General features: G+C 75.4%; 14 protein-coding genes and 1 pseudogene. 12 read left to right on the top strand and 3 right to left on the bottom strand.

All coding sequences use genetic code 11. The features are described 5' to 3' along the window. The first annotated feature begins 1 nt into the window (after position 1). From OO47_RS22210 to OO47_RS22195, 4 genes are all read left to right on the top strand, one after another. On the top strand, positions 2–622 hold the full coding sequence (locus OO47_RS22210; RefSeq protein ID WP_030218411.1) for an L-threonylcarbamoyladenylate synthase: 621 nt from the start codon (positions 2–4) through the stop codon (positions 620–622). Positions 623–884: 262 nt separating this feature from the next. Beyond that, positions 885–2,360 carry an AlkA N-terminal domain-containing protein gene (locus OO47_RS22205; RefSeq protein WP_030218410.1) on the top strand — a complete coding sequence of 492 codons (1,476 nt, stop codon included), beginning with the start codon at positions 885–887 and terminating at the stop codon, positions 2,358–2,360. Between the two features lie 12 nt (positions 2,361–2,372). Further along, entirely contained in the window at positions 2,373–2,873 is a 501-nt protein-coding gene (locus OO47_RS22200; RefSeq protein ID WP_030218407.1) for a methylated-DNA--[protein]-cysteine S-methyltransferase, read from the top strand. A 40-nt stretch (positions 2,874–2,913) separates the two neighbouring features. Beyond that, positions 2,914–3,117 (top strand): type II toxin-antitoxin system VapB family antitoxin, encoded by a 204-nt coding sequence (locus OO47_RS22195; protein ID WP_030218404.1) that lies wholly within the window; start codon positions 2,914–2,916, stop codon positions 3,115–3,117. 22 nt (positions 3,118–3,139) lie between these two features. Here the strand turns inward: OO47_RS22195 and OO47_RS22190 are convergent, their stop codons facing one another. Further along, positions 3,140–4,831 carry a BCCT family transporter gene (locus OO47_RS22190; RefSeq protein WP_030218401.1) on the bottom strand — a complete coding sequence of 564 codons (1,692 nt, stop codon included), beginning with the start codon at positions 4,829–4,831 and terminating at the stop codon, positions 3,140–3,142. A gap of 111 nt (positions 4,832–4,942) precedes the next feature. Here OO47_RS22190 and OO47_RS22185 point away from each other — a divergent pair, with 111 nt between their 5' ends. Next, positions 4,943–6,091, top strand: a complete 1,149-nt coding sequence (locus tag OO47_RS22185; protein ID WP_078489813.1) for a glycerate kinase — start codon at positions 4,943–4,945, stop codon at positions 6,089–6,091. A 34-nt stretch (positions 6,092–6,125) separates the two neighbouring features. On the opposite strand, the gene OO47_RS22180 is transcribed toward OO47_RS22185, so the two are convergent. Beyond that, entirely contained in the window at positions 6,126–7,325 is a 1,200-nt protein-coding gene (locus tag OO47_RS22180; protein WP_030218388.1) for a PucR family transcriptional regulator, read from the bottom strand. 198 nt (positions 7,326–7,523) lie between these two features. On the opposite strand from OO47_RS22180, the gene OO47_RS22175 reads away from it, so the two are divergent. Genes OO47_RS22175 through OO47_RS22155 form a run of 5 tightly spaced genes read left to right on the top strand, consistent with a single transcriptional unit; the run spans position 7,524 to position 12,480 of the window. Continuing rightward, positions 7,524–8,342 (top strand): ABC transporter ATP-binding protein, encoded by an 819-nt coding sequence (locus tag OO47_RS22175; protein WP_030218386.1) that lies wholly within the window; start codon positions 7,524–7,526, stop codon positions 8,340–8,342. Beyond that, the gene (locus tag OO47_RS22170) at positions 8,339–9,217 is read left to right on the top strand and encodes an ABC transporter ATP-binding protein (RefSeq protein WP_234323262.1); all 879 of its coding nucleotides are present in this window, start codon (positions 8,339–8,341) and stop codon (positions 9,215–9,217) included. The genes OO47_RS22175 and OO47_RS22170 overlap by 4 nt, the downstream gene beginning before the upstream one ends. Beyond that, the gene (locus OO47_RS22165) at positions 9,214–10,104 is read left to right on the top strand and encodes a branched-chain amino acid ABC transporter permease (protein ID WP_030218380.1); all 891 of its coding nucleotides are present in this window, start codon (positions 9,214–9,216) and stop codon (positions 10,102–10,104) included. The genes OO47_RS22170 and OO47_RS22165 overlap by 4 nt, the downstream gene beginning before the upstream one ends. After that, complete coding sequence (locus OO47_RS22160) at positions 10,097–11,218, top strand: branched-chain amino acid ABC transporter permease (protein ID WP_051716212.1); 1,122 nt, start codon at positions 10,097–10,099, stop codon at positions 11,216–11,218. Before OO47_RS22165 ends, OO47_RS22160 begins: the two co-directional genes overlap by 8 nt. Further along, a complete protein-coding gene (locus OO47_RS22155; protein ID WP_030218374.1) occupies positions 11,215–12,480 on the top strand; it encodes an ABC transporter substrate-binding protein in 1,266 nt (421 codons plus the stop codon). The genes OO47_RS22160 and OO47_RS22155 overlap by 4 nt, the downstream gene beginning before the upstream one ends. 82 nt (positions 12,481–12,562) lie before the next feature. Here OO47_RS22155 and OO47_RS22150 read toward each other — a convergent pair whose 3' ends face one another. Further along, complete coding sequence (locus OO47_RS22150; RefSeq protein ID WP_030218371.1) at positions 12,563–13,396, bottom strand: NAD-dependent epimerase/dehydratase family protein; 834 nt, start codon at positions 13,394–13,396, stop codon at positions 12,563–12,565. A 95-nt stretch (positions 13,397–13,491) separates the two neighbouring features. Between OO47_RS22150 and OO47_RS38800 the strand changes: the two are divergent. Further along, a pseudogene (locus tag OO47_RS38800) lies at positions 13,492–13,917 on the top strand (GNAT family N-acetyltransferase); the annotation flags it as partial. Between the two features lie 141 nt (positions 13,918–14,058). Then, positions 14,059–14,511, top strand: coding sequence for a GNAT family N-acetyltransferase (locus tag OO47_RS38795; protein ID WP_234323265.1), 453 nt, complete (start codon positions 14,059–14,061; stop codon positions 14,509–14,511). Positions 14,512–14,552 lie beyond the last annotated feature (41 nt).

Below are 14,552 nucleotides of genomic sequence, written 5' to 3'. Positions count from 1 at the left end.
CATGGCCAAGTACTTCGACGTCCACCCCGACAACCCGCAGCCGCGCACCATCTCCACGGTGGCCGACAGCATCCGGAACGGGGCGCTCGTCGCGTACCCGACCGACTCCTGCTACGCGCTCGGCACCCGCATGGGAAGCCGCGACGGCATCAGCCGCATCCGGACGATCCGCGACCTCGACGACCGGCACCACTTCACCCTCATGTGCCGGGACTTCGCCCAGCTGGGCCAGCTCGTGCACATCGACAACGACGTCTTCCGCGCGGTCAAGGCGGCCACCCCCGGCCCGTACACCTTCATCCTGCCCGGCACCAAGGAGGTGCCGCGCCAGCTCCTCCACCCCAAGAAGAAGACGGTCGGCGTCCGCATCCCCGACCACGTCGCCACCCAGGCCCTCCTGGCCGAACTCGGCGAGCCGCTGCTCTCCAGCACCCTGCTCCTGCCCGACGAGGAGGAGCCGCTGACCCAGGGCTGGGAGATCAAGGAGCGGCTCGACCACCAGGTCGACGCGGTCCTCGACTCCGGCGACTGCGGCACCGAGCCCACCACCGTCGTCGACTTCTCCAGCGGCGAGCCCGAGATCGTGCGCCGGGGCGCGGGGGACACCACCCGCTTCGAGTAGAGGCCCCCGGGACGCGGGCCCGGGCCCCTGCCGGCGGCCCGGAACCTGCCGGTGGCCCGAAGCCTGCCGGCGGACCGGCACCGGTCGGCGGCCCGATTCCGTCCGGCGGACCGGCACCGGTCGGCGGATCGGGACCTGCCGGCGGATCGGGACCTGCCTGCGGCCCCGGGCCGTCCGGCCCCGGTTCCGTCCGGTCCCTGCGCCGGACGGCCATGTCGTTTTTCCGCCAGCCCCGGCGCCGTCCGCCCCCGATCATGGAGGCATGCACACCGACACCGAGCGCTGCGTGCGGGCGGTCCGGTCGAAGGACGCCCGCTTCGACGGCGTCTTCTTCACCGCCGTCCGCACCACCCGGATCTACTGCCGGCCGAGCTGCCCGGTCGCCCCGCCCAAGCCCGAGAACATGGAGTTCCACCCCAGCGCCGCCTCCTGCCAGCGCGCCGGTTTCCGGGCCTGCAAGCGGTGCCGGCCCGACACCAGCCCCGGGTCGCCCCAGTGGAACGTCCGGGCCGACGCCGTCGCCCGCGCGATGCGGCTCATCCAGGACGGCGTCGTGGACCGGGAGGGCGTCCCCGGGCTCGCCCGGCGGCTCGGCTGGTCCACCCGCCAGATCGAGCGCCAGCTCCTCGCCGAACTCGGCGCCGGACCCCTCGCCCTGGCCCGCGCCCAGCGCGCCCAGACCGCCCGGGTCCTCGTCGAGACCACCTCCATGCCCCTGGGCGAGGTCGCCTTCGCCGCCGGATTCTCCTCCATCCGCACCTTCAACGAGACCGTCCGCGAGGTCTTCGCCCTCACCCCCGGCGAACTGCGCGCCCGCGCCGCCCGCCCGGCCGACGGCGCGGCCCCCGCCCCCGGCGCGATCACCCTGCGGCTGCCGTTCCGCGCCCCCCTCGAACCCTCCAACCTCTTCGGCCACCTCGCCGCCACCGCCGTCCCCGGCGTCGAGGAGTGGCGGGACGGCGCCTACCGCCGCACCCTGAACCTCCCGTACGGGCACGGCATCGTCGCCCTCGCCCCGCGCGCCGACCACATCGCCTGCCGGCTCTCCCTCACCGACCCGCGCGACCTCACCCACGCGATCAGCCGCTGCCGCCGCCTCCTCGACCTCGACGCCGACCCCGTCGCCGTCGACGAGCGGCTGCGCGCCGACCCGCTGCTCGCCCCGCTCGTGGACGCGGCCCCCGGCCGCCGGGTGCCCGGCTCCGTCGACCCCGCCGAGTTCGCCGTACGGGCCGTCCTCGGCCAGCAGGTCTCCACCGCCGCCGCCCGCACCCACGCCGCCCGGCTCGTCGCCGCCCACGGCACCCCGGTGGACGACCCCGAGGGCGGCCTCACCCACCTCTTCCCGGAGCCCGGGGCGCTCGCCGCCCTCGACCCCGAGACCCTGGCCCTGCCCCGCAGCCGCCGCACCACCCTGCTCACCCTGGTCCGGGCCCTCGCCGACGGCACGCTGCCCCTCGGCCCCGCCGACGACCGCGAGGAGGCCCGCGCCCGGCTGCTCGCCCTGCCCGGATTCGGCCCCTGGACCACGGAGATCATCGCCATGCGGGCCCTCGGCGACCCCGACGCCTTCCTCCCCGGCGACCTCGGCGTCCGCCGGGCCGCCGAAGGCCTCGGCCTGCCCGCCACCCCGGCCGCGCTCACCGCCCGCGCCGCGCACTGGCGCCCCTGGCGCGCCTACGCCGTCCAGTACCTCTGGGCCACCGACTCCCACCCGATCAACCACCTGCCCTCCTGAGGAGGTCACCCCGTGCCCACCGTCCAGCACACCGTCGTCGACAGCCCGTACGAGCCGCTGACCCTCGTCGCCGTCGACGGGGTCCTCAGCCGGGTCCACATGACCGGCCAGCGCCACCGCCCGCCCGAGGAGACCTTCGGGGAACCCGACCCGCGCCCCTTCGGGGAGGCGGTCCGCCAGCTCGACGCCTACTTCGCCGGCGAACTCACCGCGTTCGACCTGCCGCTGCACCTGGTCGGCACCCCGTTCCAGCTGCGCGTCTGGGAGCGGCTGAACCTCATCCCGTACGGGGAGACCCGGACGTACGGCGAACTCGCCGAGGAGCTGGGGAACCCCGGCGCCTCCCGGGCCGTCGGCCTCGCCAACGGCAAGAACCCCGTCAGCATCATCGTCCCCTGCCACCGGGTGGTCGGCGCCGGCGGCGGCCTCACCGGCTACGGCGGCGGGCTCGACCGCAAGCAGCGGCTCCTGGCCTTCGAGTCGGGGGCGGCGGGACCCGACCTCCTCTTCTGAACCCGGCACCCTCTTCCGGCCGGGGTGTCAGGTTCCCGGCATGGCCAAGGTGAACATCGCGCTCGACGCCGAACTCGTCGTGGAAGCCATGGTCCTCGCGGGGGTCAGCAACCCGCAGGACGCCGTCGAGGCGGTCGTCCGCGACCACATCGCCCGCGGCCACCGCACCGAGGCCCGGACCGCCGGCCGTGACGAGCCGGTCCGCACCGGGGAGATCGTCCCGCCGGAACCGCAGCAGGGCTGAGGCCACCGGCCCGGGGGAGACCTCAGCCCTCCCGCTCCGGGGGCTCCGCGTCCCTGCGGGCCCGCGCCGCCCGCCGCAGCCGGGGGTGACGGTCGCCGCCCTGCTCGGTCATCGCCTCCCCGACCATGGACCGCACCGCGTCCCGCAGCCCGTGCAGGGCGTGGTGCCGGGCCGGACCCGCCCCCGGGTCCTCCCGCAGCTCCTTCACGAGCGCCCAGCAGAGCGCCAGCATCACCACCACGAACGGCAGCGCCACCAGGATCGTCGCCGTCTGGAGCGAGTCCAGGCCGCCCACCACGAGCAGCGCCGCCGCCACGGCCGCCATCAGGACGCCCCAGGTCACCACCAGCCAGGTCGGCGGGTGGAGCGAACCCCGGCTCGTCAGCGACCCCATCACCAGGGAGGCCGAGTCGGCGCTGGTGACGAAGTACGTCATCACCAGGACCATCGCCACGACCGAGGTGAGCGTGCCCAGCGGCAGCGCCTCCAGCATCGCGAACAGCGAGGCCTCCGCCCCGTCCTCCACGGTCGCCGCCAGGTCCGCCGCGCCCGTCGACTCCAGGCGGATCGCCGTGCCGCCCATCACGCAGAACCACACCACCGTCGCCCCCGACGGCACGAGCAGCACCCCCACCAGGAACTCCCGGACCGTCCGGCCCCGCGAGATCCGGGCGATGAACGTGCCGACGAACGGCGCCCAGGACAGCCACCACGCCCAGTAGAAGATCGTCCACGTCCCCAGCCAGTCGGCGTCGGTGAACGCCCCGGTCCGGCTCGCCATCGGCAGCAGCTCGTGCAGGTAGCCGCCGACGGAGGCCGGGATGGTGTCCAGGACGTAGACGGTCGGGCCGAGCAGGAAGACGAAGAGCATCAGACAGGCGGCGAGGACGATGTTCAGCGTGGAGAGCCACTTCACGCCCTTGTGGAGGCCGGAGAAGGCCGACAGGACGAAGGCCGCCGACAGCGACACGATGATCACCAGCTGGACGCCCGTCGTGTTCTCCACGTCGGCCGTCAGGTTCAGCCCCTCGGCGACCTGGAGGGCGCCGAGCCCCAGGCTCGTCGCCGTCCCGAACACGGTCGCGAACACCGCGAGCAGGTCGATCGCCTTGCCCGGCCAGGACTCCGCCCGGCGCGCTCCCATCAGGGGCACGAAGGCGGAGCTCAGCCGGTTGCCCCGGCCCTTGCGGAAGCCCGCGTACGCCAGGGCGAGGCCCGTGATGCCGTAGATCGCCCACGGGGTCAGCGTCCAGTGGAAGAACGAGTGCTCCATGGCGTTGAGGGCCGCCGCGCCCGTCCCCGCCGGGGCGCCGCTCGCCGGCGGCGGGTCCAGGAAGTGCTGGAGCGGCTCCCCGACCCCGTAGAACATCAGGCCGATGCCCATGCCGGCGCTGAACATCATCGCGATCCACGCCAGATTCGTGAACTCGGGCTCGTCGTCGTCCCGGCCCAGTCTGATCCGGCCGAACCGGCTCAGCGCGAGGACCACGCACAGCACCAGGAAGACGTCCGCCGCCACCACGAACAGCCAGGCGAAGTTGGAGAGGACCCAGTCCAGGGCGGTGGAGGAGGCGCTGTCGAAGGAGTCCTCGCCCAGGGCCGCCCAGGCCACCGCCGCGACGACGGCGGTGACCCCGATCCCGATGACCTTGCCGTCAGGCGCGTGCCGCTCGTCCGGGACTTCCGGGGCGCGCCCGCTCGGTTCCGTGCTCATGCGACCCACTATGGTGCGCCATATCCGTACATCAGGGGGTGGCACGCCGTCCGGGGCTCCGGATAGGGTCGGCAGCGGCGCGACTGCACGTTCGAAAGCAAGGGATGCAAGGTGACGGACGGAGCAGCAACGGTCGCTCGCGTGCTCGTGGCGGCCGACAAGTTCAAGGGTTCGCTCACGGCCGTGGAGGTCGCCCAGCGGGTCACGGCGGGTCTGCGACGGGTCGTCCCGGACCTGGAGGTGGAGACGCTGCCCGTCGCGGACGGCGGCGACGGCACCGTCGCGGCGGCCGTCGCGGCCGGGTTCGAGCGCCACGAGAGGACGGTGACGGGGCCGACCGGCGAGCCGGTCACCGCCGCGTTCGCGCTGCGCGGCACCACCGCGGTCGTCGAGATGGCGGAGGCCTCCGGCCTCCAGCTCCTCCCGGCCGGCGAGTTCGCCCCGCTCACCGCGACCACGTACGGCTCCGGCGAACTGCTCCGCGCGGCCCTGGACGCCGGTGCCACCACCGTCGTCTTCGGCGTCGGCGGCAGCGCCACCACCGACGGCGGCGCCGGGATGCTCGCCGCGCTCGGCGCCCGCTTCCTCGACGCGGACGGCGAGCCCGTCGGCCCCGGCGGCGCGGCCCTCGCCGACCTGGCCACGGCCGACCTCACCGGCCTCGACCCCCGCTTCGCCGAGGTCGACCTGATCCTCGCGAGCGACGTCGACAACCCCCTCACCGGCCCCAAGGGCGCCCCCGCCGTCTACGGCCCGCAGAAGGGCGCCACCCCCGACGACGTCCGCACCCTCGACGCGGCCCTCGCCCACTTCGCCACGGTCCTGGAGAAGGCGATCGGCCCCAAGGCGGCCGAGGCCGCCCTCGCGCCCGGCGCGGGCGGCGCCGGCGGCATCGGCTACGGCGCCCTCATCCTCGGCGCGAGCTTCCGCCCCGGCATCGAGCTGATGCTGGAGGTCCTGGGCTTCGCCCCCGCCCTGGAGCGCGCCACCCTCGTCGTCACCGGCGAGGGCTCCCTCGACGAGCAGACCCTCCACGGCAAGGCCCCGGCGGGCGTCGCCGCCGCGGCCCGCGCGGCCGGCAAGGAGGTCGTCGCGGTCTGCGGCCGTCTCGCCCTCCCCGCCGAGGCCCTGGGCCGGGCCGGCATCCGCCGCGCCTACCCCCTCGCCGCCCTGGAGCCGGACCCCGCCAAGTCCATGGCGAACGCGGGCCCGCTCCTGGAGGAGGCGGCGGCGAGCATCGCCCGGGACTTCCTGAGCTGACCCCCGGGCCGGAGGGGTACGGAGACGGGACCGGTCACCCCGGCCCCGTCAGCCGGAACGCGTCCAGCGCCAGCGTCATCTCCGTGAGGTCCCGCGGCCGGGAGAGCGACCGCGACGTCAGCTGTTCGAGCCGCCGCAGCCGGTTGAAGACCGTGTTGCGGTGGCAGTACAGGCGCCCGGCCGCCCGCCCCGCCGACCCCTCGCACTCCAGCCACGCGTCCAGCGTCTCCAGGAGCACCGCCCGGTCCGCCGGATCCAGCTCCAGGAGACCGCCCAGGACGTCCGATACCAGCAGGCTCGCCATCTCCGGCTGGCCCACCACCAGCGCCCCCGTCATCCGCCGGTCGAGCCGCACGATCCGCCGGCTGCCCGGCGGACACGTCCGCAGCGCCAGCTCCGCGAGCCGGCGCGCCCGGCCCAGCTCGGTCAGGCCCACCACCACCGGACTGATCCCGCCCGGCCCCGGGCACCGCCCGTCCAGCAGCTCCGAAAGGGCGTCCAGACCGGTGTCACCGGCGAGCGCCACCACCCCCAGCTCGCAGTCCGCGCCCATCCGCCACAGGAACCGCACCCCCTCGCCCTGCACCTGCCGGTGGAACGCCTCCCGCTCCTCCCGCCGGTCGTAACGCAGCACCACCACCGCGTACCGCCCCTGCTCCGGCAGGTCCAGGCCCGCCGCCGCCCGCGCCACCAGCTCCGGCGAGCGCTGCCCCTGGAGCAGCGCGTCCAGGAGCGCCTGCAACTGCTCGTCCGTACGGCTGCGCAGCTCCAGCTCCGTCTCCCGGTACGCCTCCGACGCCGTGTCCGCCTGGGCGTCCACCGCCGACCACACCGTCGTCGCCGACTGCATCAGGGCTTCGAGCCGCGCCGCGTCCGACCCCGCGTCCTCGATCAGCGCGTCCCACACCAGGTGCCCGGCGTGCCGGTAGGCGTGCACGACCAGTTCGAGCGGCATGCCCTGCGCGGCCCGCCGCCGGCCCATCCCGTCGGCGTGCTCCAGGTCCCGCCGGGGCGAGTTCCGGGGCGCCGAGATCATCTCGATCCCGACCCGCATCGCCTCGTGGGCCTCCTGCCAGTGCTGGTCGTACGGCAGGATCCGCCCGTAGGCGGGCTCGTACGCGTGGAGTTCCCTCAGATGCTCGTCCACCAGCTCCGGCACCCGCTCCAGAAGCTCCGTGCACGCCTGCGCGAGCACCTTCCAGTCGTCACCGGTCCGCCGTCTGCGCCGTCCCATGCCGGGAGGATCCCCCGTCCGGGCCCCCTTCGCACACCCCCTGACGCGCACCGTTGTGCGCGTGCACAACCCGCCGCCGCGCCCGCTGGTCACCGGCAGCGATTCGGCCGCCGGGCGTGGACGCGCGGTCCGGTGCGGTGCTGGGGTGAGCGCCACCGAACGGCCGGGCCGACGTGGGAGGCCCGGGAAAGGGGAGCCATGGGAGGTACCGCACCCGCCCTGGAGGTCACGGACCTGACGGCGGGATACGGACCGGTGCGCGCGCTGCGGCGGGTGTCGCTGACCGTGCCCGCGGGCGCCGTCGTCACCGTCCTCGGCGGCAACGGAGCCGGCAAGTCCACCCTGCTGCGGGCCGTCTCGCGCACCCTGCGGTTCCACGGCGGCGCCGTGGTCTCCGGCACGGTGAGCCGCGACGGGCGCCCGCTCGACGGACTGCCGCCCGACCGGGTCGTCGCCGCGGGCGTCTCCCAGGTGCCCGAGGGCCGCCAGGTCTTCGCCCGGATGACGGTCGAGGACAACCTGCGGGCCGGGGCGCTCGGCCGGCGCGGCGGCCGGACCTCCCGGGCCGCCGCCCTGCGCCGGGTCCACGAGCTCTTCCCGGTCCTCGCCGAGCGCGCCCGCCAGCCGGCCGGGCTGCTCTCCGGCGGCGAACAGCAGATGCTCGCCGTCGGCCGCGCCCTGATGGCCGCACCGGGCCTGCTCCTCCTGGACGAGCCCTCCCTCGGCCTCGCCCCGCTGATGGCGGCCCGGATCGCGGACGCCGTCCGCGAGATCAACGCCCAGGGCACGGCGGTGCTCCTCGTGGAGCAGAACGCGGCGCTCGCGCTGCGGCTCGCCTCCCTCGCGTACGTCCTGGAGGTCGGCGAGGTCACCCTCTCCGGTCCCGCCGCCGAACTCGCCGCCTCCGACGAGGTGCGCCGCCGCTACCTGGGCGTGGTGGACGAGGACGCCGCCGCCGACGCGGCCCGCGCCGCCACCGCCCACCCGGTCCTGACCCGCTGGGAGGCGACCCGATGAGACCGCAGTCACCGCAGCCCCCGGAGCCTCCGCCGTCGGGACCCGGCCCGGAATCGACACCGGAGCCCCCGCCGCCGGGACCCGCACAGGGCCCCGGGCCCGACGTCCCCGCCCTCCACGTCCGCGACCTGACCGTCCGGTTCGCCGGGCTCACCGCCCTCGACGCCGTCGGCTTCACCGTCCGGCCCGGCACCGTCCACGCCCTCATCGGCCCCAACGGCGCCGGCAAGTCCACCTGCTTCAACGTGCTCTCCGGCGTCTACCGCGCCACCTCCGGCTCCGTACGCCTCGGAGAGCACGAGCTGACCGGCCTGCCCCCGCACCGGATCGCGGACCTCGGCGTCGGCCGGATCTTCCAGAACCTGGCCCTGCCGCCCCGCGCCACCGTCGAGGACAGCCTGATGCTCGGCCGCCACCGGCTCACCCGCACCGGCTTCCTCGCCGCCGGGCTCCGGCTCCCCTCCGCCGCCCGCGAGGAGGCCCGGCACCGGGCCAGGGTCCGGGAGATCGCCGCCTTCGTCGGCCTGGAACGGCAGCTCGACCGGCCCGCCGGCTCCCTCCCGTACGGACAGCAGAAGCTCGCCGAACTGGCCCGCGCCCTCTGCACGGAGCCCCGGCTCCTGCTCCTGGACGAGCCCGTCGCCGGCATGACCGCCGACGAGCGGCGCCGCACCGCCTCCGTCATCGCCGGGGTCCGCGACGGCCTCGGCATCTCGGTCCTCCTCGTCGAGCACGACATGGGTCTGGTGATGCGGCTCGCCGACTCCGTCACCGTCCTCGACTTCGGCCGCCGGATCGCCGACGGGGCACCCGCCGACGTGCAGAACGACCCGGCGGTCGTCCGCGCCTACCTCGGAGAGGAGTCCGCCGCGTGAGCACCTTCGCGGAGTTCCTGATCAACGGCGTCTCCCTGGGCTCGATCTACGCCCTCATCGCCCTCGGCTTCGTCGTCATCTTCCGCGCCACGGAGGTCGTCAACTTCGCCCACGCCTCCCTCCTCCTGGCCGGCGGCTACGTCACCGCCGTCCTCCACGACGACATCGGCTTCTGGCCCGCCCTGCTCGCCGGGATCGCGGGCGCGGCGGTGGTCGGCGCGGCCGTCGAGTTCCTGGTCATGCGCCGCCACCGGGGCTCCGACCACAGCGTCCTCGCGATCGTCACCATCGGCGTCGACATCCTGCTCGCCACCGAGCTGACCCGCCGGATCGGCACCGACATCCTCGCCCTCGGCGACCCGTGGGGCGACGCCGTCGTCACCGTCGGACCGGTCACGGTCGCCCAGACCCGGATCGCCGCCCTCCTCGCGGCGGCCCTCCTCATCACCGCCTTCCTGCTCGCCTTCCGGTACACCTCCTGGGGCGTCGCCATGCGGGCCGCCGCCGAGAACCAGGAGACCGCCGCCCTCATGGGCATCAGGCTCGGCCGGGTCTCGCTCGGCGCCTGGGCGGTGGCGGGCGGCCTCGCCGCCGTCGCCGCGCTCTTCCTCACCGTCTTCCCGACCCCCGGTCTGGAGCGGGCCACCTCGCTCGCCGCCCTCAAGGCCTTCCCGGCCGCGATCCTCGGCGGCCTCGACTCCACCACGGGCGCCCTGGTCGGCGGCCTCCTCGTCGGCGTCACCGAGTCCCTGGCCACCGGCTACCAGGGCGACCTGGCGTTCCTCGGCCGGGGGATCGGCGACCTCGCCCCGTACCTCGTCATGGTCGCGGTGCTCCTGATCCGCCCGGCCGGCCTCTTCGGCACGAAGGAGCTCGCCCGTGTCTGAGACCCTCGCCCGCCCCGGCCTCCGGGTGCGGCCCGCCGCGTACGGAGGGGCCGCCGCCGGGCTCGTGCTGCTCGCCCTGCCCTTCTACCTGGACCGCTTCTGGCTCCAGGCCGGCCTCTTCGCCATGGCCGCCGCCCTCGGCGCCATCGGGATCAACCTGCTGACCGGCGCCACCGGCCAGCTCTCCATGGGGCACGCCTTCTTCCTCGCCGTCGGCGCCTACGGCTACTGCGCCCTCGCCGGGGAGGGCACCGACGGCCTCGCCGGACTCGGCCTTCCCGGCTGGCTCGCCGCCGTCCTCGCGGTCGTCCTCGCGGGCCTGGCGGGCGGGGTGTTCAGCCCCATCGCGGGACGGCTGCACGGCGCGTACCTCGGCATCGCCACCCTCGCGCTGATCTTCATCGGCCAGCACGTCCTCTTCAACGCCCACGACCTCACCGGCGGCTACAACGGCCGCGCCGTCCCCCCGCTCTCCCTCTTCGGCCTCGCCTTCGACGACACCGAGCTGCTCGTCGCCCAGGTCCCCTTCGGGGCCGTCGAGAAGCTCTGGTACCTCGGCCTCGCGCTGCTCCTCGCCGGTGTCCTCTTCGCCAGGGGAGTCCTCCGGGGCCGCCCGGGGCGCGCCATGAACGCCATCCGGGACCACCGGATCGCCGCGGGCGTCATGGGCATCCCCGTCGCCCGCCACCGCGCCGCCGTCTTCGTCCTGTCCTCGATGTACGCGGGCCTGGCCGGCGTCCTGCTCGCCCTGGTCTTCCAGCGGACCGTCCCCGAGTACTTCGGCATGGCGCTCTCCCTGGAGTACCTGGCCATGATCGTCATCGGCGGCCTCGGCTCGGTCGCCGGGGCGGTCGCCGGAGGCGTCTTCGTCTCCCTCCTGCCCCAGCTCCTCACCCGCTACAGCGACGCCCTGCCCCTGGTCTCCGCCCCGGGCACGGGCGGGATCGCACCGGGGGAGGCCGCCCGCTACCTGTACGGCGCCGCCGTCGTCGCGGTGGTGCTGTTCCTGCCCGGCGGCCTGGCCCGCCTCGCCGCCCGGAAGCCCGGGCCGTCCGAGCCGCCCGAAGCACCCGAGACCCCCACGCCCACCGAACCCCCAGGGGAGACACGATGAACCACAGACGACAGGCCGTGCGGGGCCTGGCCGCCGCGCTCGCCGCACTGGTCGCCCTCACCGCCGCCGGTTGCAGCTCCAAGGCGAAGACCGGCGACGGCAAGCAGACCGGCGCGGGCGGGGTGAAGACCGGCAAGGGCGTCACCGACAAGGCGATCACCCTCGGCGCGCTCACCGACATGACCGGCGTGTACGCCACCCTCGGCAAGAGCGTGACCCAGGCCCAGCAGCTGTACGTGAAGCAGGTCAACGCCGCCGGCGGGATCTGCGGCCGGCAGCTGGAGCTCACGGTCCGCGATCACGGCTACGACCCGCAGAAGGCGCTCGCCGCCTACACCGAGCTGGAGGCCGGGGTCGTCGGCTACCCCCAGTTCATCGGCTCCCCGTTCGTCGCCGCCGTCAAGCAGCGCGTCGACGCCCGGGACAAGGGCCTCGTCCTCCCGCAGGCCTGGTCGGCCTCGCTGCTCGGCTCGCCGTACATCCGCGTCCTGGGCTCCACGTACGACGTCGAGACGATCAACGCCGTCGACTTCCTCCTCACCGAGAAGGGCCTCAGGGCCGGCGACAGGCTCGGCCACGTCTACTTCGAGGGCGACTACGGCGAGAACGCCCTCAAGGGCTCGAAGTACGCGGCGGAGAAGGCCGGCCTGACCGTCGTCGAGCAGAAGATCAAGCCCACCGACAACGACATGTCCGCGCAGGTCGCGGCGCTCAAGCAGGCCGGGGTCAAGGCCGTCGTGATCAGTGCGGGCCCCCGCCAGGCCGCCTCCCTCGTCGGCGTGGCCGCCGCCACCGGCCTGAAGGTCCCGGTCGTCGGCAACAACTCGGCCTTCGCCCCGCAGCTCCTCGGCACCCAGGCCGGGCCCGCCCTGGAGAAGATGTACTGGTTCGCCTCCCCGAGCCTCCCCGTCGGCGCGGACACCCCGGTCGCGAAGAAGCTGGTGGCGGACTATCGGGCCGCCTACCCGGGCGAGGCCCTCGACAACGGCATCGTCGCCGGCTGGACCGCCGCGAGCGTCTTCGGCGAGGCCCTGAAGAAGGCCTGCGCCGACAAGGACCTCACCCGCGAGGGCGTCGGAAAGGCCCTGCTCACCCTCACCTCCCACGACGCCGGCTTCGGCATGACCCACGACCTCGGCGACCCGAAGGCCCCGTCGTCCCGGGAGTCCGTCATCGTCCAGCCGGACAAGTCTGTCCCCGGCGGCATGCGCACGGTCCGGCAGCCCTTCGTCTCGGACGCGGCGAAGAGCTACACCCCGTAGCCGGCCGTCGGCCCCGGCCCGCTCGGCCCCGGCCCGCTTGGTCCCGGTCCGCTCGGCCCCGGCCTGCTCGGTCCCGGCCCGCTCAGCCCTGGTCCGCGAAGCCCGTCCGCCAGGACGGGCGGGCCGGGGCCCAGCCGAGCGCACGGGCCCGGGCGTTCACCGCGCCCCGGGCCCACGGCGTCCGCCCCTCCGTCCGGCCGGGCGCCGGAACGCCCAGCGCCTCGGCCAGGACCGGCAGCCAGGCGTGGCCGGGGGCGGGCTCGTCGTCCACCACGTTGTACGCGCCCGGGGGCCACTCCAGGGCCCGTACGGCCGCTTCGGCGGCGTCCCCGACGTGCACGAAGGAGCCGACCGAACCGTCGGCCGCCGTGCTCCCCAGGAACCGCGCCCCCGGGTCCCCGGCGAGCGCGGCGGCGACGGCGCCGCCCGGCGCGTACCAGGTGCCGGGCCCGTAGAGGATCCCGTACCGCAGGACCACCGCCTCCGGCAGCTCGGCCACCGCCGACTCCAGGGCGCGCACCCCGGCGACGATCCGGGACCGGGGCGGCTCCTCCGTCGGGTCGAGCGGCACGGACTCGTCGGCGGGCGCGTCCCCGGGCGCGTACGCCCAGGAGATCGACTGCGCCACGATCCGCCGGACCCCGGCCTCCCGCGCCGCGTCCACCAGGTTCCGGGTGCCCTCGACGCGGACCCGGTTGTTCGCGGCCCCGTCCGCCCGGCCCAGGTCGGTGAGCTGGTGCACCACCGCGTCCGGCGCGGCCTCGGCCACGGCCCGCCGCACCGCCTCCGCGTCGAGCACGTCCACCGGGCGCGGACCGCGCCGGGAGATCCCCACGACCTCGTGGCCCGCCGCCTCCAGGCGCGGCACGAGCTGACGACCCACGGCGCCCGTGGCGCCCGCGACCAGTACACGCATGGGCGCCAGCCTAGAAGCCCCCGGGAAGCGCCACCCCGGAAGCCCTCCGGGGAGATCGTCATCTCCCGGAAACAAGCCGGTGTGAAGCTCGCCCCATGAAGCCGCACACCGCTCCGCTCATCGAGGAGAACCGCTCCCACCCGCACCTCGCCGGCCTGCTGGGCGCCTACCACCTGGCCAACCAGGCCGAGAAGGGGACGCCCGTGGCGACGGTCGCCGAGCTCCCGGCCGTCTACCGCGGGGAGGCCGAGGACCCGGTCGCCGCGTTCGCCGCCGACACGGTCCTGCTCGCCACCCCGCCCGGCGGGGAGCACCCGGTCGGCTGCGTCGTCCTGAAGGCTCCCCGCGCGGGGCGCGCGCCCGAGGTCAAGCGCCTCTGGGTCGAGCCGGGGGAGCGCCGGAAGGGCTTCGCGCGGGCCCTCGTGGCCGAGGCCCTGCGCCGGGCCGCCGCCCTCGGGGCGTCCTCCGTGCGGCTCACGGTCTGGGACCGGCGGCGGGAGCCGCTGGCCCTCTACCGGAGCCTCGGCTTCGCGACCGCCCCCTCCTGGGACCCCCGTCCCGGCCTCCTCTGCCTGGAGAAGCCGCTCGCGGCGGACCGCGTCGAGCGCCTCACCCCCGACGCCGTCCGCGCCCACGCCGCCGACGGCCTCGCCGCGCTCCTCGTGGACGCCGTGGACGGCGGCGCCTCCGTCGGCTTCCTCACGCCCCTGGAAGCCGCCGAGGCGGCCTCCTGGTGGCTCCGGGCCGCCGGGGAGGCCGAAGAGGGCGTACGGGACGTCTGGGCGGCCCTGGACGCCGACGGGCGCCCCGTCGGGGCCGTCACCCTCGTCCGTACCGGCGCCGCCAACGGCCGGCACCGGGGCGAGATCGCCCGGCTCCTGGTCCACCGGTCCGCCCGGGGCCGGGGCCTCGGACGACGGCTGCTCGCCGCGGCCGAGGCGCACGCCGCCGCCACCGGTCTGACCCTGCTCGTCCTGGACACCCAGACCGGCAGCCCGGCCGAGCGCCTCTACCGGGGCACGGGCTGGACCGCCGCCGGAACGATTCCGGACTACGCCGCCGACCCGGCCGGAGCCCTCCGCGCGACCACGCTCTACTACAAGCGGCTCGGCTAGGGCACGCGGAAGGGCCCCGAGAGGCTGTTCGCCTCTCGGGG

Source organism: Streptomyces bikiniensis (genome assembly GCF_000716625.1).
In the GTDB taxonomy this organism is placed as follows: Bacteria; Actinomycetota; Actinomycetes; order Streptomycetales; family Streptomycetaceae; genus Streptomyces; species Streptomyces bikiniensis.
The sequence above is the reverse complement of the archived record's forward strand: the minus strand, read 5'-3'. Positions and strand labels throughout refer to the sequence as shown.